Origin of the sequence: uncultured Porphyromonas sp. (assembly GCF_902489635.1) — a bacterium.
In the GTDB taxonomy this organism is placed as follows: domain Bacteria; phylum Bacteroidota; class Bacteroidia; order Bacteroidales; family Porphyromonadaceae; genus Porphyromonas.
The window spans coordinates 15,644-39,797 of the sequence record NZ_CABUAN010000020.1 but is presented as its reverse complement, the minus strand read 5'-3'; the positions used below and the strand labels follow the sequence as shown (position 1 = coordinate 39,797).

General features: G+C 52.9%; 18 protein-coding genes. 5 read left to right on the top strand and 13 right to left on the bottom strand.

What is annotated here, in order from left to right; genetic code table 11:
• The 13 genes from RDM37_RS05295 to RDM37_RS05235 all read right to left on the bottom strand — a co-directional run.
• A partial coding sequence (locus RDM37_RS05295) for a hypothetical protein (RefSeq protein ID WP_308555632.1) occupies positions 1-3,029 on the bottom strand: 3,029 nt, incomplete at its 3' end.
• Positions 3,030-3,792: 763 nt separating this feature from the next.
• Complete coding sequence (gene ribF, locus RDM37_RS05290; protein ID WP_308555630.1) at positions 3,793-4,728, bottom strand: riboflavin biosynthesis protein RibF; 936 nt, start codon at positions 4,726-4,728, stop codon at positions 3,793-3,795.
• Positions 4,729-4,777: 49 nt separating this feature from the next.
• Positions 4,778-6,079: a peptidoglycan DD-metalloendopeptidase family protein gene (locus tag RDM37_RS05285; RefSeq protein ID WP_308555628.1), complete on the bottom strand. Its 1,302-nt coding sequence runs from the start codon at positions 6,077-6,079 to the stop codon at positions 4,778-4,780.
• Positions 6,080-6,112: 33 nt separating this feature from the next.
• Positions 6,113-6,934 (bottom strand): DUF4292 domain-containing protein, encoded by an 822-nt coding sequence (locus RDM37_RS05280; protein WP_308555627.1) that lies wholly within the window; start codon positions 6,932-6,934, stop codon positions 6,113-6,115.
• 30 nt (positions 6,935-6,964) lie between these two features.
• Complete coding sequence (locus tag RDM37_RS05275) at positions 6,965-8,728, bottom strand: hypothetical protein (RefSeq protein WP_308555625.1); 1,764 nt, start codon at positions 8,726-8,728, stop codon at positions 6,965-6,967.
• Positions 8,725-9,159, bottom strand: coding sequence for a dUTP diphosphatase (dut, locus tag RDM37_RS05270; RefSeq protein WP_308555623.1), 435 nt, complete (start codon positions 9,157-9,159; stop codon positions 8,725-8,727). Before dut ends, RDM37_RS05275 begins: the two co-directional genes overlap by 4 nt.
• 20 nt (positions 9,160-9,179) lie before the next feature.
• On the bottom strand, positions 9,180-10,895 hold the full coding sequence (locus tag RDM37_RS05265) for a flavodoxin-dependent (E)-4-hydroxy-3-methylbut-2-enyl-diphosphate synthase (RefSeq protein WP_308555621.1): 1,716 nt from the start codon (positions 10,893-10,895) through the stop codon (positions 9,180-9,182).
• Positions 10,896-10,993: 98 nt separating this feature from the next.
• The gene (purE, locus tag RDM37_RS05260) at positions 10,994-11,503 is read right to left on the bottom strand and encodes a 5-(carboxyamino)imidazole ribonucleotide mutase (RefSeq protein ID WP_004330380.1); all 510 of its coding nucleotides are present in this window, start codon (positions 11,501-11,503) and stop codon (positions 10,994-10,996) included.
• A 12-nt stretch (positions 11,504-11,515) separates the two neighbouring features.
• Positions 11,516-11,896 carry a glycine cleavage system protein GcvH gene (gcvH, locus tag RDM37_RS05255; protein ID WP_308555619.1) on the bottom strand — a complete coding sequence of 127 codons (381 nt, stop codon included), beginning with the start codon at positions 11,894-11,896 and terminating at the stop codon, positions 11,516-11,518.
• A 34-nt stretch (positions 11,897-11,930) separates the two neighbouring features.
• Positions 11,931-12,992 carry a UDP-glucose 4-epimerase GalE gene (gene galE / locus RDM37_RS05250; protein ID WP_308555617.1) on the bottom strand — a complete coding sequence of 354 codons (1,062 nt, stop codon included), beginning with the start codon at positions 12,990-12,992 and terminating at the stop codon, positions 11,931-11,933.
• Positions 12,993-13,141: 149 nt separating this feature from the next.
• Positions 13,142-15,556: an outer membrane beta-barrel family protein gene (locus RDM37_RS05245; RefSeq protein ID WP_308555615.1), complete on the bottom strand. Its 2,415-nt coding sequence runs from the start codon at positions 15,554-15,556 to the stop codon at positions 13,142-13,144.
• A 588-nt stretch (positions 15,557-16,144) separates the two neighbouring features.
• Positions 16,145-16,711, bottom strand: a complete 567-nt coding sequence (locus RDM37_RS05240) for a hypothetical protein (protein WP_300969603.1) — start codon at positions 16,709-16,711, stop codon at positions 16,145-16,147.
• A gap of 330 nt (positions 16,712-17,041) precedes the next feature.
• On the bottom strand, positions 17,042-17,686 hold the full coding sequence (locus RDM37_RS05235) for a hypothetical protein (protein WP_300969604.1): 645 nt from the start codon (positions 17,684-17,686) through the stop codon (positions 17,042-17,044).
• 756 nt (positions 17,687-18,442) lie between these two features.
• Between RDM37_RS05235 and RDM37_RS05230 the strand changes: the two genes are divergently transcribed.
• From RDM37_RS05230 to RDM37_RS05210, 5 genes are all read left to right on the top strand, one after another.
• A complete protein-coding gene (locus RDM37_RS05230) occupies positions 18,443-19,216 on the top strand; it encodes a LuxR C-terminal-related transcriptional regulator (protein ID WP_308555612.1) in 774 nt (257 codons plus the stop codon).
• Between the two features lie 288 nt (positions 19,217-19,504).
• Positions 19,505-20,113 carry a nucleotide exchange factor GrpE gene (locus tag RDM37_RS05225; RefSeq protein WP_300969608.1) on the top strand — a complete coding sequence of 203 codons (609 nt, stop codon included), beginning with the start codon at positions 19,505-19,507 and terminating at the stop codon, positions 20,111-20,113.
• A 35-nt stretch (positions 20,114-20,148) separates the two neighbouring features.
• A complete protein-coding gene (dnaJ, locus tag RDM37_RS05220) occupies positions 20,149-21,303 on the top strand; it encodes a molecular chaperone DnaJ (protein ID WP_300969610.1) in 1,155 nt (384 codons plus the stop codon).
• A 47-nt stretch (positions 21,304-21,350) separates the two neighbouring features.
• A complete protein-coding gene (locus RDM37_RS05215) occupies positions 21,351-22,595 on the top strand; it encodes a DUF4105 domain-containing protein (RefSeq protein ID WP_308555609.1) in 1,245 nt (414 codons plus the stop codon).
• A complete protein-coding gene (locus RDM37_RS05210; protein WP_308555607.1) occupies positions 22,592-24,151 on the top strand; it encodes an alkaline phosphatase family protein in 1,560 nt (519 codons plus the stop codon). Before RDM37_RS05215 ends, RDM37_RS05210 begins: the two co-directional genes overlap by 4 nt.
• The last annotated feature ends 3 nt before the right edge of the window (positions 24,152-24,154 follow it).

Here is a 24,154-nt window from a genome sequence, read left to right as displayed (position 1 = left end):
AACTCCGTGCCGTAATTCACAGCATTGAGATCATCTGCACCCGTAGCGGTGATCGCACCCTCACCCTCCTTAGTTAGAGTGACAGCGAAGCTCTTCTTCGTGAAGGTCGCTTTGACCTCAGTAGCTCCTTGGACAGTCACCTTTTTGGAAGCGAGGATATCCGTGCCATTGGCAGTAAGCGCAGTAAGCTCATACCCTTCAGCGGGCGTAGCATTGATCGTCAACTCCGTGCCGTAATTCACAGCATTGAGATCATCTGCACCCGTAGCGGTGATCGTACCCTCACCCTCCTTAGTCAGCTTTACGGCAAAAGTCTTCTTCGTAAAGGTCGCCTTGATCTCGGTGTCTTCCCTGACGCTCAGCTTCTTTGTTGCGAGGATGTCCGTACCGTTGGCCGTGAGAGCTGTCAACTTGTAGCCCTCAGCTGGCGTAGCAACGATTGTCAGCTCCGTGCCGTAAGTCACAGCATTGAGATCGTCAGCGCCGGTGGCTGTGAGCGTACCTTCGCCCTCCTTGGTCAACTTAACGGCAAAAGTCTTCTTCGTAAAGGTCGCCTTGATCTCGGTGTCTTCCCTGACGCTCAGCTTCTTTGTTGCGAGGATGTCCGTACCGTTGGCCGTGAGAGCTGTCAACTTGTAGCCCTCAGCGGGCGTAGCATTGATCGTCAACTCCGTGCCGTAATTCACAGCATTGAGATCATCTGCACCCGTAGCGGTGATCGTACCCTCGCCCTCCTTGGTCAGCTTTACGACAAAAGTCTTCTTCGCAAAGGTTGCCTTGATCTCGGTGTCTTCCCTGACGCTCAGCTTCTTTGTTGCGAGGATATCCGTGCCATTGGCAGTAAGCGCAGTAAGCTCATACCCTTCGGCGGGCGTAGCATTGATCGTCAACTCCGTGCCGTAATTCACAGCATTGAGATCATCTGCTCCGGTAGCGGTGATCGTACCCTCACCCTCCTTAGTTAGAGTGACAGCGAAGCTCTTCTTCGTAAAGGTCGCTTTGACCTCAGTAGCTCCTTGGACAGTCACCTTCTTGGTAGCTAGGATATCCGTGCTATTAGCGGTAAGTGCTGTTAGCTCGTAACCCTCGGCAGGTGTAGCGACAATCGTCAGCTCCGTACCATAGGGGACTGCATTGAGATCGTCAGCGCCGGTGGCTGTGATCGTACCCTCGCCCTCCTTGGTCAGCTTTACGGCAAAAGTCTTCTTCGCAAAGGTCGCCTTGATCTCGGTGTCTTCCCTGACGCTCAGCTTCTTTGTTGCGAGGATGTCCGTACCGTTGGCCGTGAGAGCTGTCAACTTGTAGCCGTCAGCCGGTGTCGCTACGATGGTCAGCTCGGTACCCTCCAGAACGGCGTTAAGGTCAGCGGCTCCAGTAGCGGTGAGCGTTCCTTCCCCTTCCTTAGTCAGCGTTACCTTTAAGGTTTGTGCGCCCTCGTAGGGAACATACTTTCTGGTATCGGACTTGTACTTTAGCGTATTCCAGTTCTTACCCTTGGCAATAGCGACATCGGATTTAAGGCAAATATTGCCCTCAAGAGCCGGTTCTTGCACTACGGTAAATTTACCGGCTTTCTTTCCGGTACGGTCGGGCAGACTGTTCACCAAGCGGGTCATCTCTTCGCCTTTGATTTGATTGCCGTGGCAGCGAAGTGCTTCCAATTTGGTATTCTTGGAAACATCCAATGCAGTCAGTTGATTTCGATGGCATTCAAGCCATCTCAATGCGGTGTTTTGGGAAACATCCAACTTGGTCAGCTGATTGTTGTCGCAGTCAAGCCATGTCAGTGCGGTATTTTGGGATACATCCAATGCTGCCAGCTTATTTTCAAAGCATTTAAGCCATGTCAACGCTGTGTTTTGGGATACATCCAATGCAGTCAGTTGATTTCGATGGCAGATAAGAGTTGTCAACGCAGTGTTTTGGGACAGATCCAATGCGGTCAGCTGATTGTTGTCGCAGTCAAGCCATGTCAATGCGGTGTTTTGGGATACATCCAATATGGTCAGCTGATTGTTGTCGCAGTCAAGTTGTGTCAACGCAGTGTTTTTTGATACGTTTAATGCGGTCAGCGGATTGTTAGAGCATTTAAGCTTTTTTAGTGCGGTATTCTGGGATACATCCAATGCGGCCAGTTGATTTTGCTGGCAGTCAAGCTCTGTCAAGGCTGTGTTTTGGGACAGATCCAATGCAGTCAGTTGATTTTGCTGGCAGCCAAGCTCTGTCAAGGCGGTGTTTTGGGACAGATCCAATGTGGTCAGCTGATTTTGCTCGCAGTAAAGCCATGTCAAGGCGGTGTTTTGGGATACATCCAATGCGGCCAGCTTATTTTTAGCGCAGACAAGCTTTTTCAAAGCGGTGTTTTGGGACAGATCCAATGCGGTCAGCTGATTTTTGTAGCAGTTAAGCTCTGTCAAGGCGGTACAGCTCGAGACATCCAAGCTGGTCAGTTTATTGTTGAAGCACTCAAGCGTTGTCAAGGCGGTACAGCCCGAGATGTTCAAGCTGGGCAGTTGATTGTCGTAGCATTTAAGATCTGTCAAGGCGGTACAGCTCGAGACATCCAAGCTGGTCAGTTGATTGTCGTTGCAGTAAAGCTCTGTCAAGGCGGTACAGCCCGAGACATCCAAGCTGGTCAGTTTGTTGCCGAAGCGCCGTTTGTTGCCGGTGCATTTAAGCGATGTCAAGGTAGTGCAACCAGACGCGTCCAAATTGGTCAGCTGATTGTTCAAAACGTTAAGCTTTGTGACATCGCCTCGAATGATGACAGTTTGGCTGGTAAGGGTGTAAGTGGAGCCTTTAGGATCTTTGACACCCTCGATGGTCACGTTGCCATTAGCTTCAATGATCAGTCTGATTTTCTCTCCGACGGCCTTGGTAGTGGTCATTGTGATGACACCCTCGCTACCAGTGCGGAGTGCATCGGAGGTAGTAGACGAGGGCTGGGAGGATTCCTCGGCTTGTAGCCCTATCGAGGTGAGGAGCGTGCAGAGTAGGACGCACGCCCAGTGGTGTAGTCTTCTTGTCATATTAATTGGTAGTTGATAGATGATTGCTTCGTGTAGTTGGCTAGGATCTAGCGATTCTAAATACCCCTAGAGAGTGATAAATACCCTCTAGGGGATACAAAAGAAGAGGCTTATAGACAGCACAAAGTTACAAGCCTTAAGGGCTATCAATCAAGAGCAAAAAGGGCACTTCTCGGGATTTGTCCAAATACAGCAGAATCCGATATGGTTTCTCCAATATTTGGCAGATTTTAGAATCAAGCGCAATCCAAAAACGTCGTTTCGTGGTCTACTTGACACTAGAATATACGTGGATCTGTTGTTCCCTACCTATGAAACTGAAAGTTCCTCCGTTGGAACTGAAAAGTTCCTCCCTCGGAACTAAAAAGTTCCTCCGCTGGAACTAAAAAGTTCCTCCGTTGGAACTAAAAAGTTCCAAGAGGGGAACTGTTTTTGGAACTCGTATATATAACGATATCAGAACGATACGACTTGTGTAGATGACAACCTCTGCTCGGAGGTGACCCACAAATAGAGACTGTTGCATAAAGGCGAATCGCTGCGTTGCTTTCGGGATTCGGCTTCGGTCACATACGTAGGTATGTGAGCTTCAGACCTCACCCTCAGCGCCTTGCGCTTCATCCTTTCTGCAAAGTCTAGGCAATCTTGCCAAGATTGTGAGACTGTTGACTTTTGCAATAGTCTCAAATAAGGATTATCGGACAAAATGAAGGGGCTATACCGCAACGTAGCGATATAGCCCCTTCTTTTGTATTGGTTGTGACTAGTCGGAGAGGTGGAAGTAGCGCCGCACCGCCTCTTCGTCGCGGGTGATCTGCTTGCGCAGGGCTTCGAGGCTCTCGAAGTGTAGCTCCTGACGTAGTCTGTCGCAGAGGGATATCTGAAGCTCCTGACCATACAGCTGGTACTCCTCGCCACCCATCAGAAAGACCTCGATCATCGTCTCCTCCTTGGCTAGCTCGAGCGTGGGGCGGGTCCCGATGTAGAGCATGCTCGGTATATCTCGCTGCTGGCTCGCTCCAAAGGGGTCGATGGTCGTACGTGCCATATAGACGCCTGCTGGGGGGAGTGCTTTGTAGGGCGAGGGTACCTCTATATTAGCGGTCGGGTAGCCCAGTTTGCGCCCTATCTGGAGCCCTGTCTTGACCTTGCCCAAGATGGTGTAGGGGTGTCCTAGCTGCCTCTCCGCCTCGGTCACGGCTCCAGTGTCTATCCACCGACGTATGGCGGTCGAGCTGATGGGGTCTTGGCTCGTGCTGTCTCCCAGGGTGTATGCCTCTCCTCTGATGCAACGTATGCCGTAGCGGTGCGCTATCGCCTGGTAGTCCGCGAAGTCTAGTCCCTTGTCATGCCCGAAGTGGTGATCGAAGCCCACGACGAGCGTGTGGATATGTAGCTGCTCATCGAGGTAGGTGCGGAGAAACTCCTCGGCACTCATCTGCGAGAGGGCTGCTGTAAAGGGGATGACGGCTACTCGCTCTATGCCCATCTGGTGCAGGAGTAGCTCCTTCTCGCGCTCTAGCGTGATGAGGCGAAAGGGTCGCTCGGGGTGCAGCACCAGCTGCGGGTGTGGCTCGAAGGTGACGACCCCTGAGGTCAAGTGGTCTCGCTCGGCTATTGTGAGGACTTGGTGGATCAGTGCTTGGTGCCCTAGATGCACGCCATCGAAGGCTCCCATGGCAACGACTAGATGTCTCATAGACTCTGCTCTCTGCATGAATGAACTGCTCTAAATGGTGTGTCGAGGGTTAGCGTATCCAGGCTTGGGGGTTGAGCTTGGTGCGCTCATGCCATACTTGGAACTGCATGACCCCATACTGTCCCTCATCGTCACTCGCCACAGTGCCTAGCACTTGACCTGTCTTGACCTTTTGCCCTGCTCGTACAGAGACGTTCTGTAGGTTGGCATAGACGGTCAGATAGTTACCGTGACGTATGATGATAGAGTTGTGGTAGCCTGGCACGACAAAGACCTTGCTGACTACACCGTCGAAGATGGCGACTGCCTCGGTGCCACGTGCCACCTGTATGTCGATACCGCCATTGCGTGTTTGCACCATAGCTAGATCGTCGTGCTGCTGGAGGCCAAAGCGTCTGATGACGCGGTAGCGACCCTTGACAGGTGCAGGGAGCCGTCCCTTGTTGGCAGCAAAGGAGCTAGCCAGCTTACGCTCTGCAGCGTCCATCGCATAGCCGTCCTTAGTCTCGGCGCGACGCTCCGCCTCTTTGGGCACCTTCTTGCCCTTCTTACGTGCCTCACGTTCGAGACGTTCACGCTCTTCACGCGCCTTGCGCTCTGCTTCGGCTATCTCCCGAGCTATCTGATCTTGGATGGCTTGGTTGAGCTGCTCCGCCTTGCGTTGCTGCTGCTTGAGCTTCTTCTGGAGTGACTGACGCTCGCTAGAGAGCTCTTTGACCTCGGAGGCGATGCTCTTCTGTTGCTGCTCTAGCTTGACACGCTCCTCGGCACGTAGCTGTAGGAGGGTGCCTTTTTGCTGTTTCGTCGCTATGAGTTGGTTCTGGCTCGCCTGCAACTCCTCACGGGTGGCGTGTAGCTGTGCGGCGACCTCCTTGTGGGCTCTTGCGTAAGCCGAGAGGTAGCGCACACGGCGTATACCCTCGTCAAAGCTGGAGGCGGAGAGGATGAAGAGCAGTCGATCCTCAAAGCGGGGACGCTGCTGGAGTGCTTTCAGCGTCTTAGCGTACCGCTCTCGGCTTACCTCCTCCTCTTGCTGTAGCTTGCCTATCTGTGTGGCTAGCGAGTCGATGGAGACGTTGAGCAGAGCCACCTCTTGGTCTAGCAATTCGATGACCTGCGTACGATCTTTGATCTGCTTACGAACGAGTTTGTCTTGCTTGTCTTTTTCCGAAAGGCTCTGACCGAGGGATTTGATCTCTTTGTCGGTCTTCTTGATCGCATTGAGGAGCTCGGTACGTTGCTTCTCAAGCTTGCGTACGGCAGCAGACTTCTTGGGTTGCTGTGCCAAGAGGAGGGTGCCTGTGAGCGTGAGTAGGCAGAGGGTATAGAGTAACCGTCGGAGGTGTGACATAGGTCGATGGGGTGGTGGGGTGTGCGATATAAACTAAAGGAGCTTGAGTAACTCGTCTAGGGTCATGGTCGCGTAGCCTCCCTGAGGCTCGGTGAGACGATCTTGCAGTTGAGCTGGCGTAAGCTCTTTGCTCTTGCTATACTTTAGCTGTATGGAGAGACGCTTGCGCGGTGTGGAGACGAGGAGATGGGTCACGTTAGGCTTGCTAGAGCCACTCTGGTAGCTGTATCGTCCCTGCAGATAGCCGCTCTTGCTTTGGTCAGTGGAGGCGATGCGGATGGTGCCTAGCTGGCATTGCGGATTGACCATATAATCGGCAACCCAGGGCTTGCCCTTGAGGCTATGGAGTGAGGTCTCCAGAGCACCGTGCCCGACTACGTACTCATGATCGGCTAGGTAGGTGGGCTGGCCCAGGAGTAGGTCACGCAGGAGCGTGTACGACACCTCGGCATCCAGTCGCTCGCTCAGCTCGTAGTAGCTGATGGTGACCTTGGCGTCGTGCATCATATCGTAGAGAGCGATGTGGTCGGGGAGGATGTAGATGCGGAGTGCCTCCACAAAGGGCAGCGGACGAGCCGAGAGCATCACGCCATCGCTCTGACCTACGAAGAGATCCATGCGTGTCGATAGCTGCGAGTCGCCTAGGGATAGATCGGCACTAGCGATGCGATGCTCAGGCGTGTGACGGATCTGGAGGATCTGGTCCGAAAGCCATGAGTCGCCTAGAGCGCACCCTCCTGCCTCTGCGACTGTGGGCACCGTTGCGGAGCTAGAGTGGCTAGCGCGCGTGCCACAAGCTATGAGCAGTAGCGTGCTACTGATGATGAGGAGGGTAGATCTTAGGAAGTGTCTCATGATAGGTCTATAATATATAGTGTATCACAACTAAGGGGTCAGCGCATCGATCTTCTGCTGAAGCCCCTCCGTGGGTGCCAACTTGTAAGCTCGCTGCCATTGCTGGAGCGCAGCCTGTCGGTCACCACCCTGCAGATAGGCGTCGCCAAGTCGCTCGATGTAGCCCGCATTGGGCTTGCCTATTTGCTCAGCTCGCTCTACCGCTTGCGAGAGCATGAGCTGCGCCATCGTCGTTTGCCCCCGAGCTAGGAGGATGGTGCCGTAAGTATCGAGGATGTTGGCCTCTTCGGGGGCTAGTCCATAGGCTGTCGCGGCTAGTTGCTCGGCTTTTACTAGGTAGCTGCTGTCTTGCGGTGATAGGGTGTAGAGGTAGTAAGCGTAGTTGTTGAGCAGGATGGCATCTCGGGGGAAGAGCCGCTCGGCAATCTCAAAGACTTCGAGTGCTTGTGCCGACTGCTCCTGCTTCTCATAGATCAGCGAAGAGTAGAGGAGTAGCAGGCGTACCCCTTCGGTCGCTTCAACGCCTTTGGCTGTCTTGAGTTTGGTCCAGTCTAGCTGGCTATTGATCGCTTGCTTAGCTTCGTCTAGACGATCCCGAGCAATGAGTTCGCCAGCGTAGAGGGCCAGTATCTGAAGGTCTGCGGGGTAACGCTTTTGCGCCGAGGTGAGGTAGTCTAGTCGCTCCTGCTCCTTCATCTGCGAAGCCTGCACGACGACGGCACTATAAGCGGTCTTGGGGTTGTCGTAAAACTGCTTGATGAGTTGCTCCGCCTGCGCTTTCCCCTGTTGTGCCAAGACGATGAGGTAGAGGTCGGCGAAGAGCTTCGGGTCGCTCGGCTCTAACTCTGCGAGGCGTGTCAAGGCGGGGATAAAGTCTGACGGGATCTGGCTAATGTCTGAGAAGTCTGGCAGCATCATAGATATAATGCGTGCCGAGACGGGAGAGATGCTGTCTTGACGCTCTAGGTAGCGGTGGAGGTATTCGGCCGATTGCTTGGTATCTCGGCGCGCGGCGATCAGCTCGGCACGCGTCACCTCGATGTAATCGTCGGGTAGGGAGAGTGTCCGCTGGAGCTGCACTAGACCCTTCTCTATCTGATCGTCTAGCCTTAGTGCGTTGAGTGCTTCTAGACGTGTGTGGTGATTGCCCAGATTGCTCGGCTCCAGTTCGACGAGTCGCTCAGCGGCTTGGAGCATACGCTGGTAGTCTCCCTGCTTGGAGGCGGACTGAGTGATGAGGCGGTAGTAGGTCTCTCGCTGCTGAGTGTTTGTGAGCTGCGTCGTGTCGAGTTGCGCTATCTGCTCTAGTAGCTCTTGGCTCTTGTTTAGTATTGCTAGGCTCGTCAGATGAACTAGCAGTATGTCGGGGTGGCTGGATACTTCTCTCGGGAGCATGGCAAAGAGCGAGTCTGCCTCATTAATCTCTCCGCTACTATAGAGGAGCGTGAGGTAGTAGCGTACGAGCTCTTGATTGGCGTGAGCCTGGTCGCTTTTCCTGGTGAAAAGCGTCTGGAGTAAGTCTCTAGCTTCGCTTTGGCGATCCGCCAGATCCAGCCAGCTGGCCAGCGGTACAGCCGTCCGGACCTGCTGGTCAGGATAGGCGTCGTAGAGGTAGTAAAGATAGCCGATAGCTGGCTCCTGCGATCCTGCGAAGAAGAGGATGTTGGCGTAGTCTTCAATCTGCGCGTAGGCTGTCCCCTCCGTCCCTGTAGACTGCGCAGAGAGTTTAGCAGAACTTAGCCCTAGTAGAGCTAAAAGCAAGAGCAAGAGTGTCTGACGACCGATGCTTTTCATACGCCCGTATGTCCAAAACCGCCATCGCCTCGCTGGGTGTCCGAGAGGCTCTCGACCTCGATCCAGTCGCACTGCTCGTGGCGAGCGAAGACGAGCTGAGCGATGCGCTCACCGGGAGCTATCTCCACCGTCTCCTGAGATAGATTGATGAGGATTACCTGCAACTCGCCTCGGTAGTCAGCGTCGATCGTGCCAGGCGCATTGAGTACGGTCAGCCCCTGCTTGAGAGCTAGCCCACTGCGTGGACGCACCTGCCCCTCGTAGCCGGCGGGGATCTCCATGTATAGACCTGTGGATATCAGTCGACGCTCTAGGGGTGCCAGCGAGACGCTTTGCTCTAGGTTAGCGCGTAGGTCTAGCCCCGCAGAGAGTGCCGTAGCGTATTGAGGTAGGGGATAGGAAGAGCGGTTGATAATCCGAATAGAAAGCATGAGTAGCGTTGGTATAAAGGTTATTGCTGTGGCGGGTCGCACCACTTGCCGTCACTCTTGATGAGCTCAATGAGACGATCCACAGCTTCTGCCGAAGGGATGCCGTGTACGAGTCGCTCCTGTCCACGGTATAGGTCGACCTTGCCGACACCTCCACCCACGTAACCGTAGTCAGCGTCGGCCATTTCGCCAGGACCATTGACGATGCAACCCATCACGCCGATCTTGAGGTTAGGCAGATGCGCCAGTCGCTGCTTGACCTGCGCCACCGTCTGCTGCAGGTCGAAGAGCGTACGCCCACAGCCTGGACAGCTGATGAACTCGGTGTGGGTCATCTTGATACGCACCGCCTGCAGGATACCATTGAACAGGGCTAGGCGAGCCTTAGGACTCATAGCCACTGCTGAGAAAGCGACCGCATTACCGATCCCCTCTAGTAGCAAGGAGCCGAGCTGCGTGGCGCAGTCGATCAAGATGTCGTCGTAGCCTCTAGCATGGGACGCATAGTGTAGCAAGATGCGAGGCATCGAACCTCTTTCCGAGAGCTGCTCTACGGCATAGCGCACCTTATATATATAGTCCAGCTCTGCGCCTCGTAGCTCTAGCCAAGCATGTCCGTCCCAGTGAGCTGCAAAGTCCTCTAGATGCTGCAAGAGCCGATCCAGTGGTGTGTCTAGGTCTATGATCTGTAATGATTGTCGCTCATCGGAGAGAGCCAATTGCGTCTCCTCTAGTCGAGCATCAAAGCCCACATCGAGAGCTGTCCCGTCACTGTCTAGTGTCAGCACAGCGGGGTATTTAGCTAGTTCCGTAGCTCCCTGCGCTTGGTCACGGGTTACGGAGCGATAAGAGTGGCTAGCGTAGATCGGTCTTGTCTGGTCAAAGGCGGCCAACTGATCGATGTAAGCTATGAGCTTCTTGCCAAAGCGAAGCTCCGCCTCAGGCTCCTCGCTCAGAGAGACTCTCAGCGTGTCGCCCAGACCGTCAACGAGTAGACTAGCAATGCCGATACAGCTCTTGACACGCCCGTCCTCACCAGCTCCCGCCTCGGTGACTCCGAGGTGTAGCGGATAGTGCCAGTCTAGCGCATCCATACGCTCCACCAGTAGCCGTACGGCTTGTGTCATGACTAGGACGTTGGAGGCTTTCATCGAGATGACCACGTCACGCATCCCCAGACTGTCGCACACCTCTAGGTACTCCATGCAGGAGGCGACCATCCCCTCGGGCGTGTTGCCGTACTGAGCTAGGATGCGCTCAGAGAGGGAGCCGTGATTCACCCCAATGCGTATGGCTCGGTGGCGAGCCTGTGCTTCGCGAACAAAGCGTCCGAAGACCTCAGCGATCTCCGCCCGTGCCGTCTCATCGTCTAGCGCGGCCTTCTGATGAATGAAGTTGCCCGGGTTGATACGCACCTTGTCCACATGCTTGAGCGCCTCAAAGGCGGGGTCGCTCCTAAAGTGTATGTCTGCCACCAGAGGCATACGACACCCCTCGGCGTGTAGTCGCTCAGCGATCACGCCTAGATTGGTAGCCTCGCGCACGCCCTGAGCGGTGTATCTAAAGAGTTGACACCCCTCGCTGGCACAGCGTAAGGCTTGTGCCACACAGAGATCGGTCTCCATCGTACTCACGTTGGCCATGCTCTGTAAGAGCAGTGGAGACTCGCCTCCTAGACGAGCCTCACCGACAGGTACGGTGTAGCTATGACGACGCTGGTATCTACAGAGAGACATGAACGAGTAGAGCGTGTGGTAGGTCAGTATAAAAGATAAACGAGTAGGGCAGGAGGGCAAAAAGATCTATCGCCCTCCGCCGCTACATCGTCTTATCGTTAGTTTGTTTTGTACTTATAGTCAGAGATCTGAGCTAGCTCTTTGTTAGCCTTGACGATCTTCTCCTTGAGCGAAGCCTTCTGAGCTCTCACTCTCTGAGCTATCTCAGGATCGCCCAGGGCGAGCATCTGAGCCGCTAGGAGAGCTGCGTTTTGAGCAGCATTGACTCCGACCGTTGCTACGGGGATGCCCGGAGGCATCTGTACGATAGCTAGCAGAGCGTCTAGTCCCTCTAGTGAGGCATCAATAGGCACTCCGATCACAGGCAGTGTAGTCATCGAGGCGATGACACCGCATAGGTGTGCGGCCATACCAGCGGCAGCTATGATGACACGTACGCCACGCTCCTCGGCACCTCTTGCGAACTCAGCTACCTCATCGGGTGTACGATGGGCAGAGAGTGCGAGTAGCTCGAAGGGTATCTCCAGTGCCTCCAGTTGCTTGGCGGCACGCTGCATGATGGGTAGATCACTGGTGCTACCCATGATGACACTAACGAGAGGTTGCATCTGCTCTAGCTCTTACTTACCGATCTTCTCTTGATAGCCAGCAGCATCGAGTAGCTCGTCAGCCTCAGCGGGGTTTTCGATAGCTATCTTGATAATCCAGCCCTTGCCGTATGGGTCTTCGTTGACCAGCTCAGGAGCATCCTCGAGCTCTGCGTTGACCTCTAGGACCTCGCCCGTCATAGGCATCATCAGGTCAGAAACGGTCTTGACAGCCTCGATAGAGCCAAAGACCTCGTTGCGGTCGATCTTCTCACCCTCGGTGTCGACGTCTACGTAGACGATCTCGCCTAGCTCGCTCTGAGCAAAGTCTGTGATGCCGATGACAGCCTCGTTGCCATTGATGCGTACCCACTCGTGGTCAGCCGTGTACTTTAGTTCTTTTGGAAAGTTCATAGTTATTCGTTCGTTAAATGGTTAGAATTGTTTGTCAGTTGATATGTCGCTTGTCTAGAGCCTCCTGCCAGTGCCAAGCACGTCGCAGGCTCTCCTCGATAGGTATCTCAGCGTGCCACTGTAGCTCCTGCTCACCGTAGCTCGTGTCGGCCCATATCTGCTCTATGTCGCCCGCTCTGCGGTCGCCCATGCGGTATGGCACCTTGCGCCCCGTGGCGCGCTCGAAGGCCTGTATCAGCTCCAAGACGCTCAGCCCACGACCCATGCCTACATTATATATATAGTGTGCAGGATCTGTCTGTACATCGCTGCGATGCAGACGACGTAGTGCTGCTAGATGAGCCTGCGCTAGGTCCATCACATCAATGTAGTCACGTATGCAGGTGCCGTCTGGCGTGTTGTAGTCATTGCCAAAGACAACGAGCTCCTTGCGAAGCCCAGCCACCGTTTGGGTCAGGAAGGGAATGAGGTTTTGCGGTGTGCCCACAGGCTCCTCGCCAATGAGTGCCGAGGGGTGCGCTCCGATAGGGTTAAAGTATCTTAGTATGACCGCTTGTAGCGGCATGCCACTACGTACGGAGTCTATGATGATATCCTCGTTGATGCGCTTCGTATTGCCATAAGGCGAGGTAGCATCTTGACGCGGTGCCGACTCGGTGATCGGCAGATGCTCAGCCGTCGGCTGTCCGTAGACCGTACAGGAGGAGGAGAAAACCAGGTGCTGCACACCATACTGCTCCATGCAGCGTAGGAGCGTGATGAGCGAGTTGATATTGTTGTCGTAGTAGCGTAGTGGCTGCTCGACCGACTCGCCGACTGCCTTGTGCGCTGCAAAGTGGATCACCCCCGCTATCTCGCCCTTGTGATGCTCGAAGACTTTACCCATAGCGGCTGCATCGGTGCAGTCCACCTCGTAGAAAGTCGGTCGTGTCGAGGTGATCTGCGCAATCGCATCAACCACCTCACGACGTGAGTTCGATAGGTTGTCCACAAGGATGACATCGTATCCCGCCTCCTGCAGGACTACCGCAGTGTGAGAGGCTATGTATCCACAGCCACCAGTTAGTAGGATAGACTTTTTGGTCTGTTCTTGCATTGTTATGAGCACTAGCAATTCATTAGGGCAAAGCTAACGGAGTCTTCAGATCCCATTAGCTTTCCAAAATTACGACAAATCCACGACATAGCGAATTGAGCCAAAGATTCGTCGACACGCTTTGACTGGCTCAGCGAACTAAAAAAGGGTTAGAAGCGGCGCTCGATGTCCCGTGCACCTTGGCTGCGAGTGGAGGAGGTGTCCTTGCCGTTGGAGAGCTTGTAGGAGATCGATAGGTAGAGCGTCGGGTCGTCATAACTGTTGTCGAAGGTGACGCTGTAGCCGTCGTACTGGCTCACCCCTTTGTAGTGCGAGACTAGAAGGTTTAGTCCAGCGATGGAGAGCGCGAGCCGTCTATTCAAGAGGAAGTAGCTCATGCCGAGCCCCAGATTGTACTGTGGCTCTAGCGTGACGACCGTTGTCTTCTGCCGTCCCGTGTACTCGCCCGAGAGGAAGCCAGTCCAGGTGCGGCTCTCGTTGAAGGTAAAGTCCAGGTAGCCGCTGAGACCCCACTCACTGCCTGTCATCTTAGGCGGGAGCTGTGGCAATGTGGAGGTGTAAATGCTTCGGCCGTAGTACGCTTCTAGATTGGCACTCATCCAGCGGAGCTTGTCAAAGTAGTAGCCCGCCTCGGCTCCCAGGAAGAGACTGTTTTGGGCATTCTCCATCTGCGTGTAGACCCGCTCGCCCTGTAGGGTAGATATAGGAGTCATCAGCCGCAGTCCTCTCCGCAAGCGTCCGCGGATAGAGAGGGCTTGGTCGAAGGTGTAGCCGACACCCAGCAAGTAGCGTAGCTCAGGACGAAGCTGCGCATTCCCCTGATAAAAGGTTCGCTCGTTGACCTGCCAGACGAAAGGGTTGAGGTCTCTAAACTTAGGCTCCACGATGGAGCTATTGACCGTGAGCGTCAGCTGATGCCTTGGCGAGGGGGTGTAGCTGGTATGTAGCATCGGGAGCCAAGCATCGTCATAGCGGTCTAGCTCAGGGATCGTAGTCATCACTTGCCCCTGCTGTGCCAGATGCGACTTGACCCCAAGGTAGCGCACCCCTAGGCGCATCCACCACTGTTCGTTCAGGCGCAGCGTACCGCTGACGTAAGGCGAGAGGCTCCACTCCTGCCAGACGATGTCGTTGCGCTGCTGTATGAGCGGGTACGGACTCACCGCATCGTTGTGCGCTCGGTGATTGGCAGAGCTGCTCCAAGCGCCCTTGAGACCAGTCTCTAGGAGGTAGCGGTGGTCACCGTCTAGATAAATGGCGTAGTCGCTACTCAGATGCGCCCCCGAGGTGCGCAGGTCCCGCTCCTCACTATAAGCTAAGAAAGGGTCGCTCTGTGGCAATTCCTGACCTACGTAAGTAGTTTGTGAGTCGTTCGTTAGGTTAAAGTAGGACAGCTCACTCCAGAGCTGTCCGCCCCGCTCCCCAAAGGTTGCCTCCCAGTAAGCGGTCGCCGTGATGCGTGGCTCGGTAGCTAGGTAGCCGTTGCTATTCTCCACGACCCGCTCTGGGGTACCTGGTTGCGTAGTCGTCTCCTGACTCTCGAAGATATTGCGGTACTTCTTCCTATTCCACGAGAGTGCCATGCCCAGCAGGCTTTTCTCCCCGTATGCGTATTGTAGCGTACCACGCACACCCACATAGTCATAGCGTCCCACCGAGGGGGTGTAAGTATGATAGCGATAATCTTTCGCCTCGTAGGTGACATCCTCCAGATTGTCCGATCCGTTGAAGTTGATAGAAGGAGCTATCGAGGCAAAGAGCCCTCGCCGATTGTAAAGCAGTGAGCCGTAGCCTCCGTAGCGATAGCTATCCTTGTTGGCATACATACCTTCCGTGCCAATCACCCCGCCCATATACTCCTTAAAGAGGGAGGAGGTGTGCAGGATAATCATCGCCGTATTGCCATCTGGGTCGTACCTAAGTGGTGGCTGCATGATCACCTCCACACGGTCTATCAGCCCCGCATCGTAACCCTTGAGAAGACCAGCAATCTCCGAGGCGTCGACCCGCTGCAAGACGTTGCCTATCTTGACCAAGACCTGCTCCTTGCCTATGATGCCAAGCTGGTTGCCCTTCACCTGCACCTTCGGTATATGCTTGAGCAAGTCTAAGGCATCGTTGCTACGCTCTCGTATCTTGTGTACATCGACCGCAAAGCCGTCGGGCTGCGTTCGCACTCCAACGATCTGCCCCCGCACGACCACCGTCTGCAGCTCCTCGGCACTCGTCTCAAGGGTAATGGTACCAAGGTCGAGTGGCTCGGCCGTGAGACTAATCTCCTCCGTGTGCATCGCATAGCCGAGGTAGCTCACGCCAAAGATATAGTTCCCGGCAGGCGCACGCATCGTAAAGTGCCCCGCAGCATCGCTCACGGCAAATTGCACAATCTCTTGCGTCTCCCGATCCTTCACGAGGAAGACGGAGGCCCCCTCGAGTGCCCCTTCAGCATTTTTGATAGTTCCCGTGATGGCTCCCCCAGTCGTCTGTGCTGTGGCGATGACGCTCCATAGGAACAGTCCGATGGCTAGGTGTAGTAGTCTCTTGATCGTTCGTGTATGTCGCATAGTGTGTCGTGTGTATGTCGTAATTCTGCAGTAAGCAGTGGCAAATATAGGGAAAACCGCCCTACAAAGGGCTACTTGACGGACGACGAACCGCGCTGCTACAAGACGGATCGCTCTAGCCCAAACTTCGTGGCAACTATCTGTATAGGAGGCTCGACGAGTACCCAACGTATCTGCTGCAACTAAGAATGCTTCCCATCTGAGAATGTGTTCTTCATCAAGAACGTGTAGTATAAAGTATACAACACAAGCAATAGGAATAACCAAACAAAGGAGCGCTTAGGGTATACGTCCAATAAGCTTAGTCCATATACAGCTGGAATAATGAGCGGGATGAAGAAAACGAATTTGCGTTTGCTCCAAAACGACAACAGCAGTAATAAGGATTGAGTGGCAAACAGCACGATAGTCCAAGTTACCATAGCCAATCCATAAGCAACATTAGGGTGGGCTATAGGAGCTAATCTATTCATTAGGCACATAGCTAATAAATAAATTAGGCTCATTACAAGACTCAAAACGATTGCTATTGTAACTCTCATTTCCTGCATACGGAGTGCGTCTTGGACCTGCACAACATCACACTTCTCAATATTTCAAGGACTCGTTTACCGTTTTTACGCCTTGCGAAGTGTAGTATTTCCATGTCCCTACTTCCTCTGCATCAGCTTCTACATCATCTTGAAATATGCACCATCCTTCTGAAGTGATTTTGCCATCAACATCATAATTTATCATATAGCATTGCAGTGTTGAGCTTGGGTTATAAAATCCTGCCTTTCGCGCCTCTTTTAGAAAGTCTGAATTCTTTGAGATTTTGGTTTGTGAGAAGGAAACCATACCATTAGCATAGAAAAATAGCCATTGATGCACTGGCATATTATTGTGGTAATATCCAGAGGCTGCGAGATAATATCTATCATGTCCCAACTTACTGTATATCTGAGCAAAGCCGTCTTTAACTCCATCAGCATAGAAGCATAGTGAAACATTGTCATCAGTAGCTTCACACCAATACCCCGTTTTTCTACCCAAAGAGTCAGATTGATTAATGTGTTTTAAGTTGATATCCAAGGGGGCTATGGGTAAACTTATTGTTTGTCCCCAAATAGTGGAGCAAACAACAAGTTGTAATATTAATATAGACAGTCTCATGTGTAGTTATTTAAGTATATATATCAAGCTCTTTGCTGGACCTATCCATTCATATTCTGTCCTGTACACATTCCAGTGTCCAGTGCAAGACGCTTACAAATGTAGGGAAAAACTTCGTAGGGAGTTCCGCACATTTCATTTAAGTCTTTCGCTCCCCTTTCGCCCCTAGAGGGGGGCATTTCGTATTGCACTTATTACTGGAAAAAGCAATTGAGCAAGCCAGAAGAGGAAAGTATCCTCTCTGACCTGCTCAATGAGCTAAAAAAGAGTTGTCGTATAGCCTATCTGATGTCTCTCTGTTGTACTCTGACGTTGATAGGCATTGTCTGCTTACAAGTAAAGGTCAAAAGCCAACCCTAGCTCCTCCGTGTAGACAGGTACAGGTGAGCCCTGCTGAGGACGCTTACCGAAGTAGTGCCCTGCATGGTTGTACAAGTTTACCCCAAGGCGAGTACCACAATCCATTTGGTAGAGATACCCGAGAGAGATACGACGGGAGATACCCCAGCGGTGGTGCATTGTCTTGTCTTGCTCAAACTTGGTACTACACATAGAGACGTAAGCACCGACCCGCACCACAACCACATGCTTCTGACTATTAGACTCATAGAAAGACCATGGATTGAATTCTGTACCAAGATCTAAGAGAGACATAGACTTGAATTGCCCTGCAGTAGCCTTGTCTTGATTGATGCCGTAGGCATAGCTAGCTGCAAGCGTGGGGAGCGTTAGGGACTTCTTGTGTAGAAGCCAACCGACCTGTACCCGTCCACCTACTTGTGGATAGGTAAACTGATCTGTAGTTGTACCCAGTGCAGGAGATAAGAGTACGCCCATACCCATTGGAGCTACTGAAGCGTGAAAGCCAAATAGCTCTTTAGGGGTGTACTTTGTTGCCGTGCTTTCCTGAGCCCATGTGTTAAGGCTCCCGAGGAGTGCGAAAATGAGAGAGAGAATCCAGATTTTCTTGTTCATAGTTATAGGATCTGTTTAGTTGTGCTTACTCTTTGGATGTAGCGTTTTTCGGCTTACACGCTCCCCTCTGGGAGGGGTTGTTTTTGTTTTACAGAGGCAAAGTTCGAGTAGTTTTATCGGGTGTGCAATACCCGAAAGGGTAATTCTGCTCTTGCTCCTCACTTTTCACCAGGGCTGACGCACTATAATTGCTCTGTCAGGAGCTGCACATGAGCGACAAGCGAGGAATAGATGAGTCCGTTATATATAAATGTGTCAGTCCCCTAATCTCTAACTTCTAACCTCTAGTCTCTAATAACATATCTTTACGGGGAAATTGGTCCGATTCTATACTTTCTCGAATATCCACGTGGAAAATCTCAAATCTCCACGTGGATATTTTTTATTTTCCACGTGGGCGTCATTCATTTCCTCCGAAGTTTCATTTGATTCCTCCGAAGAATTTTTTATTCCCTACCTGGGAAATAAAAAATATCCACGTGGAGATTTCGAAATATCCACGTGGAAATCAGTTTTCCCCGACACGATGCCGTTTCGATATGTAGTCGGCTCTAAATTATTGTAGCGAGTCGTCGTTGAATTTCCCCAGAGATGGCTGACGTATCATAATCGTTTTTTTAGGAGCGACACATGAGCGATGAGCGAGGAATGAATGATATAATGCGTCAGCCCTATACGTTTCACCCTTTCGGGTAACGGTCTAGTGCGAAATGAGTACCTTTGCGTCGCTTGTTCATAAGATGAGTGGTCCTTAATATGAGTCTCCCTTGTAACGAATACGATCGACTGAGTCCTCCAGCAGATACACGTCCCCGAGTAGACGAAGCTCTATATCAGGGGCTACATCCCTATGTAGAGTCTGCCAAGGCCTTGGCTCGGCTTACTTACAAGTCCCTCTATATCATCGACTACAACAAGCTAAACTTCCTCTATATCTCTAGCAACCCGCTCTTCCTCTGTGGCGAGTCTGTAGACGAAGTGATGAGCGAGGGGTATCAGTTTTACTATCGTCATGTGCCTGAGGAGGATCTAGCATTCCTCGAGCGTGTCAATCGGGCAGGCTTCGAATTCTTTAAGGAGATAGCCGTCTCGGAGCGTACGGACTACACCATCTCTTACAACTTTCGGATCATACCCGCCGAGTCTAAAGAACCGCTCTTGATCAATCATCAGCTCACGCCACTCAAGCTAGACTCAGAGGGTAACATTTGGCTGTCGCTCTGTCTCGTCTCTCTAGCTCACACACGAGAGGTAGGGGAGGCGTATATCTCTGCGGTCAACTCAGGTAAGCGATGGAGGCTCTCCTCAAAAAGTGGTCGCTGGAGGCAGATCGAAGACCTCACACTCAGTGAACACGAAAAAGCCGTAATCAGTCTAGCACACCAAGGCTTGTCTGTGGGAGAAATCGCACAAATCATCCACCGCTCAGAAGACTCCGTCAAGGGGTACCGCAAGGCTCTCTTTCAGAAGCTGGGTGTGGGCAATATCGCCGAGGCCATCGCCGTAGCCACCAGTCGCAAACTAATCTGACTCGCCCTAGCCTGAGCTATATGTTATAGAGATATATGCAGAGAGCCCGCTCACGAGACAAAAGGCTATGCTCGCTCTTGATGATACTCATAGAGCATGATCAATCTTAACGTGATTGCCTTAGCTGGCTTATGGAGAAGCTAGAAATTTAGTTGTACTTTTGTCCTGCATTACGAGATGTGTCGCTACGGCTTGGTGACAGAATGACTTGTCTGGCTGGGCTGTGCGCTTGTAGTTGCTATTTGGCAAGGTTGTTGCATAGTCTTGTGATAGAAATATAGAGCTAATATGAAAAAGGACAATAAGAAGGGTGGCAACTGTACAGAGCCACAACATATAGATCCCGATCAGGAGAATCAGACAAAGCAAGAGACGTCAGAGCAGGCGTGCGATGCAGCCGCAGCTACTGAGACGGATACAGCAGCGCCTGAGTGTGAGGAAACGCAGAAGATTGCTGAGCTACAGGAGTCGCTAGACAAGCTCAATGATCAGCATCTCCGTATGCTGGCTGAGTACGATAACTATCGCAAGCGTACGCTACAGGAGAAGAGCGACCTGATCAAGAATGGGGGAGAGCGTGTCCTCAAGGAGCTACTCCCGATAGTGGACGACTTCGAGCTAGCGGTCAAACATGCCCATGAGAGCAAGAGTGAGGAGGATCCGATCGTAGAGGGTCTACTCCTTATATATAATAAGCTGATCGGTTTCCTAGAGAAGCAGGGTGTCGTGATGATCGAGGCGACGGGCTGTCCCTTTGACGATAACCTACACGAGGCTGTGGCAATGATTCCGGCACCTACTCCAGAGCAGAAGGGGCAGGTGATCGATTGCGTCCGTACGGGCTATATGCTTCACGATAAGGTGCTACGCCACGCGCATGTGGTGGTCGGCAACTAAGAGGCATGGAGCTTTGATCTGCACAAGATAGATATATGGCAACGAAGAAAGACTACTATGAGCTGCTGGGCGTCTCACGAGACGCTTCGGCAGATGAAATAAAGAAGGCTTACCGCAAGCAAGCCTTAAAGTATCACCCTGACCGCAACCCTGGTGACAAGGAGGCGGAGGAGCACTTTAAGGAGGTTGCGGAGGCTTATGATGTGCTGAGTGATCCCGACAAGAAGAGTCGCTATGATCAGTTTGGACATAGTGGCGTAGATGGAGCTGGTGGCTTCGGTGGCTTCAGCGGTGGTGGCTTTACGGTAGATGATATATTCTCCCGTTTTGGCGACATCTTCGGAGGTGGCTTTGGCGATTACTTCGGAGGCGGCGGTGCTGGCTCCGGTAGGGTGCAGCGTCCTGTGGGTAGCGACCTGCGCGTTACGGTGCGTCTCACGCTCGAGGAAATCAATAGCGGGGTAGACAAGAAGCTACGTGTCAAGAAGTTGATACAGTGTGATGGCTGTCATGGTCAGGGCACTACGGAGAGCGATGGCAAGCGTAGCTGCTCGACTTGTGGAGGCGCTGGTGTCGTCTATGACGTGAGGAACTCGATCTTTGGTCAGATGCGCACGCAGACCACTTGCCCCACATGTGGAGGTGCTGGCGAGGTGGTCACGAAGCCTTGCGCTAAGTGTCACGGCAAGGGTGTGACGAAAGGTGAGGAGGTTATCTCCTTCCACATCCCAGCAGGTGTCGTGGGCGGTATGCAACTGACGCTGCAGGGCAAGGGTAATGCAGCTCCCCAAGATGGTATACCTGGTGATCTGCTCGTAGTGATCCAAGAAGAGCAGCACAAGGACTTCATACGCAATGGCAATGACCTGATCTACAACCTCCTGATACCTATTCACACGGCGATACGTGGCGGACAGGTGACAGTGCCAACGATCGATGGTAGTGCACGCCTTAAGATAGAGCCTGGTACGCAGCCCGGCAAGGTGCTCCGTATGCGTGGCAAGGGTCTCCCCTCGGTACAGGGTTATGGACGTGGCGACCTGATGGTCAATGTGAATGTCTTCATCCCTCAGCAGACCTCTGCAGAGGATGAAAAACTGATCGACCAATTGGCACAGTCGGAGCACTTTAATCCGACGGAAGCCGATCGTCAGGCTATAGACAAGAAGTATAGGGAGATGCTTGAGTAAGCATCTCCTATACCTTATATATATGGGTAACAAAGACCGCTAATCGTATGGTACGAATGAACACTCTGTGGGCTAGACTCACACTACTTATAGCATCGCTCTGTATCGCTCTGAGCAGCACAGCCTCGGCGCAGGAGCCGCTCAGTACAGACTCGCTGATTGGTGCGACTGCCGATGGGTATCATCGTATCAGTATACTACTCTGCACCCCCTCACAGGCAGACGCCTATACAATCTACGGACACGCCGCAATGCGGGTGCGTAGCTTAGAGGATTTAGAGGACGACTATGTGTACAACTATGGGGTCTTTGACTTTGACCAGCCAGGCTTCTACACGAAGTTTATCAAGGGCGAGACGGATGGTTACTTTGTCCAGCAGGAGCCGTGGGACTACTTCCTCTATCGCTACCATGCTTATGGGCAAAACATCTATGAGCTAGAGCTAGATCTCTCTCCTGAGCAGGAAGAAGCGATATGCAGTTATCTAGCGTGGAACATCAAGGAGGAGAATAAGTACTACCTCTACAACTTCGCCTTTGACAACTGTGCTACACGACCATACTCTATTGTCAAGCAAACGCTCCCTAAGGGGTGGCGCATAGAGCTGCCTCAAGTGGCGAGAGAAGAGTCGCTACGCAGTCTCATCGATGCCTATGCGGACTATCATCCGTGGTACCGTCTTGGTACGCAGTTAGCCCTGGGAGCCCCTGCCGACACGCCTATGACGGTCGAGGATCGGCTCTTCCTACCGATGGAGATGGATCGTCTCTTGCAGCAAGCGACACTGGTCTCTCCGACAGGTACGAAGCCACTCGTGAGCAATCGGATCGTCTATGAGACCCCGACACCAGCACCACAGTCTGTAGCTCATTGGTGGTTGGAGCCTGTCCTATGGATGTCGCTCCTACTGGTCGTCTCGGGCGTGCTGTGCTACTTGCGTCGTAGTCGCTACTGGACATTGCTCTGGATGACGGGCTACGCTTGTGCGGGCTGCATCTTGAGCTTCCTAACCTTTGTCTCGATACATCCCTGCACCGATCCTAACTACAACTTGCTGGTCTTTCATCCACTCCTCCTCTTGGCTTGGTTTGCCTTGGGTAGGGGAGGCAAAGCTCAGCGCATCGCACGGTACTTCCACTCGGCAAATGCTCTGGCAGTGGCACTCTACCTAATCTTGGTCGCTTGTGCCGTGCAGACTAGTTCGCTGCCCATCATCTTGCTCGCCCTCAACTCGGCACTCCTCTCGGTAGCCTATCTAACCTATTCCAAACGACTCACACAGCGCAGATGAGACCTATTCGCTATCTCCTCCTCACATTAAGTTGTCTGCTACCGCTGGCACTATCGGCGCAACGCACGAGACCTGACATACTGGTGCAGATCTATGTCAAGGGACTACGCACCGACCTGCTGGATAGTTATCGAGCAGGGTGGGGTGGCAATGGCCTAAACGGAGTGATGAAGCAGGGAGCGGTAGCACCCGACATTCGCTATCCTTACCCGTTGCTAGACGAGGTGGCGCGACTGGCTTCGCTCTCGGCTGGTGCTATGCCAGAGATACATGGTGTGTACCAAGCTGAGCGGTATGATGCGGTGACGCAGCGGTCGGAGTCTACCTTTGCGAATAGAGACTATCGAGGCATCAATAGCGCAGAGCAGCTAGCTCCTGCGGGTGCCTTGCGTAGCGAACTGCTCACAGACGTACTCAGAGGCTCTTCGCAGGGTGATGCGATTGTCTATGCCATAGCGAGCCGTGCCAACGATGCTATTGCTGTGGCGGGACACGATTCTGAGGGTGCTATATGGATCGATAAGCATAGCGGTTGGTGGGCTACGACCAACTTCTACGGCGGTCTGCCTGCCTTGGCTCTCAAGGCAAACAATGAGCAGCGCATGCTGGGCGGACGCACGACACCGACCGTCTGGAAACCTCTCTCGAAAGGCGCGAAGGAGGGTAGTTTTGCGCATACCTTCGAAGGTGCTTGGCGTATGAGCGACCTCTTGACTTCGCCCTTTGCCAATGATGCGATCACAGACCTATCCAAGGAGTTCATACGCTACGCTCACAAAGCGCGTCGCACGTCGCCTACGCTCATCGTTATGGTCTTAGACCTGGAGGTGGGCACCCGTGGGGTAGCCTATGCGGACTATTCGCCAGAGCAACAAGACGCTTACGCTCGGCTCAATGAGCAGGTACATCAGATCACTGCTCTACTGCAAGAATTATATGGTGCAGACCATTATGCGCTCAATATCGTTGGAGTCCCTGTTGCAAACTTAGCTCAGCCGAAGGCTCCTTCTCGTCGCTCGGTCGTCACTTTCGACCCTGCCAAGTGTATCGCACTAGCTAATCTCTACCTCTCGGCCATCTATGGGCGCAACGACTGGGTCATGGCCTACAGTCACCAGACGCTCCATCTAAATAAGAAGGAGATAGCAGATAAGAAGGTCGATATGCAGGATATGAGCAATAATCTTGCTACTTTTGTATCCGAGATGGAAGGTGTCATCGGGGCAATCCCTGCATATCAACTACAGAGGGGGCTATCACAGCCTGCCTGGGCTAAGCCTCTGTACTCGCATAGCTATCGTAGCTATGCGGGCGATGTGCTACTGGCTCTAGCACCTTTTGCAGAGGTGGCGGGAGAGAAGCCGGGTGTCGAGCAGCAGAGACAGCGACATGTCACGGCTCCCTTTATCCTGATGGCTCCTGGCGTAGCTTTGCAGAGGCTTACGGAGCCTATATCGTACGATGCGGTCGCCCCTTCGCTCGCATACCTACTCTGTGTCCCTCAGCCGATGAGTGCTGACGGCACGCCACTCTTTATCCTATTCAATCAGAAATAATCA

Coding starts and splice junctions, on each gene's coding strand:
- ribF (WP_308555630.1), bottom strand. CDS start 4,728: ATGAGACATCTAGTCGTTGCCATGGGAGCCTTCGATGGCGTGCATCTA.
- RDM37_RS05285 (WP_308555628.1), bottom strand. CDS start 6,079: ATGTCACACCTCCGACGGTTACTCTATACCCTCTGCCTACTCACGCTC.
- RDM37_RS05280 (WP_308555627.1), bottom strand. CDS start 6,934: ATGAGACACTTCCTAAGATCTACCCTCCTCATCATCAGTAGCACGCTA.
- RDM37_RS05275 (WP_308555625.1), bottom strand. CDS start 8,728: ATGAAAAGCATCGGTCGTCAGACACTCTTGCTCTTGCTTTTAGCTCTA.
- dut (WP_308555623.1), bottom strand. CDS start 9,159: ATGCTTTCTATTCGGATTATCAACCGCTCTTCCTATCCCCTACCTCAA.
- RDM37_RS05265 (WP_308555621.1), bottom strand. CDS start 10,895: ATGTCTCTCTGTAGATACCAGCGTCGTCATAGCTACACCGTACCTGTC.
- purE (WP_004330380.1), bottom strand. CDS start 11,503: ATGCAACCTCTCGTTAGTGTCATCATGGGTAGCACCAGTGATCTACCC.
- gcvH (WP_308555619.1), bottom strand. CDS start 11,896: ATGAACTTTCCAAAAGAACTAAAGTACACGGCTGACCACGAGTGGGTA.
- galE (WP_308555617.1), bottom strand. CDS start 12,992: ATGCAAGAACAGACCAAAAAGTCTATCCTACTAACTGGTGGCTGTGGA.
- RDM37_RS05245 (WP_308555615.1), bottom strand. CDS start 15,556: ATGCGACATACACGAACGATCAAGAGACTACTACACCTAGCCATCGGA.
- RDM37_RS05240 (WP_300969603.1), bottom strand. CDS start 16,711: ATGAGACTGTCTATATTAATATTACAACTTGTTGTTTGCTCCACTATT.
- RDM37_RS05235 (WP_300969604.1), bottom strand. CDS start 17,686: ATGAACAAGAAAATCTGGATTCTCTCTCTCATTTTCGCACTCCTCGGG.
- RDM37_RS05230 (WP_308555612.1), top strand. CDS start 18,443: ATGAGTCTCCCTTGTAACGAATACGATCGACTGAGTCCTCCAGCAGAT.
- RDM37_RS05225 (WP_300969608.1), top strand. CDS start 19,505: ATGAAAAAGGACAATAAGAAGGGTGGCAACTGTACAGAGCCACAACAT.
- dnaJ (WP_300969610.1), top strand. CDS start 20,149: ATGGCAACGAAGAAAGACTACTATGAGCTGCTGGGCGTCTCACGAGAC.
- RDM37_RS05215 (WP_308555609.1), top strand. CDS start 21,351: ATGGTACGAATGAACACTCTGTGGGCTAGACTCACACTACTTATAGCA.
- RDM37_RS05210 (WP_308555607.1), top strand. CDS start 22,592: ATGAGACCTATTCGCTATCTCCTCCTCACATTAAGTTGTCTGCTACCG.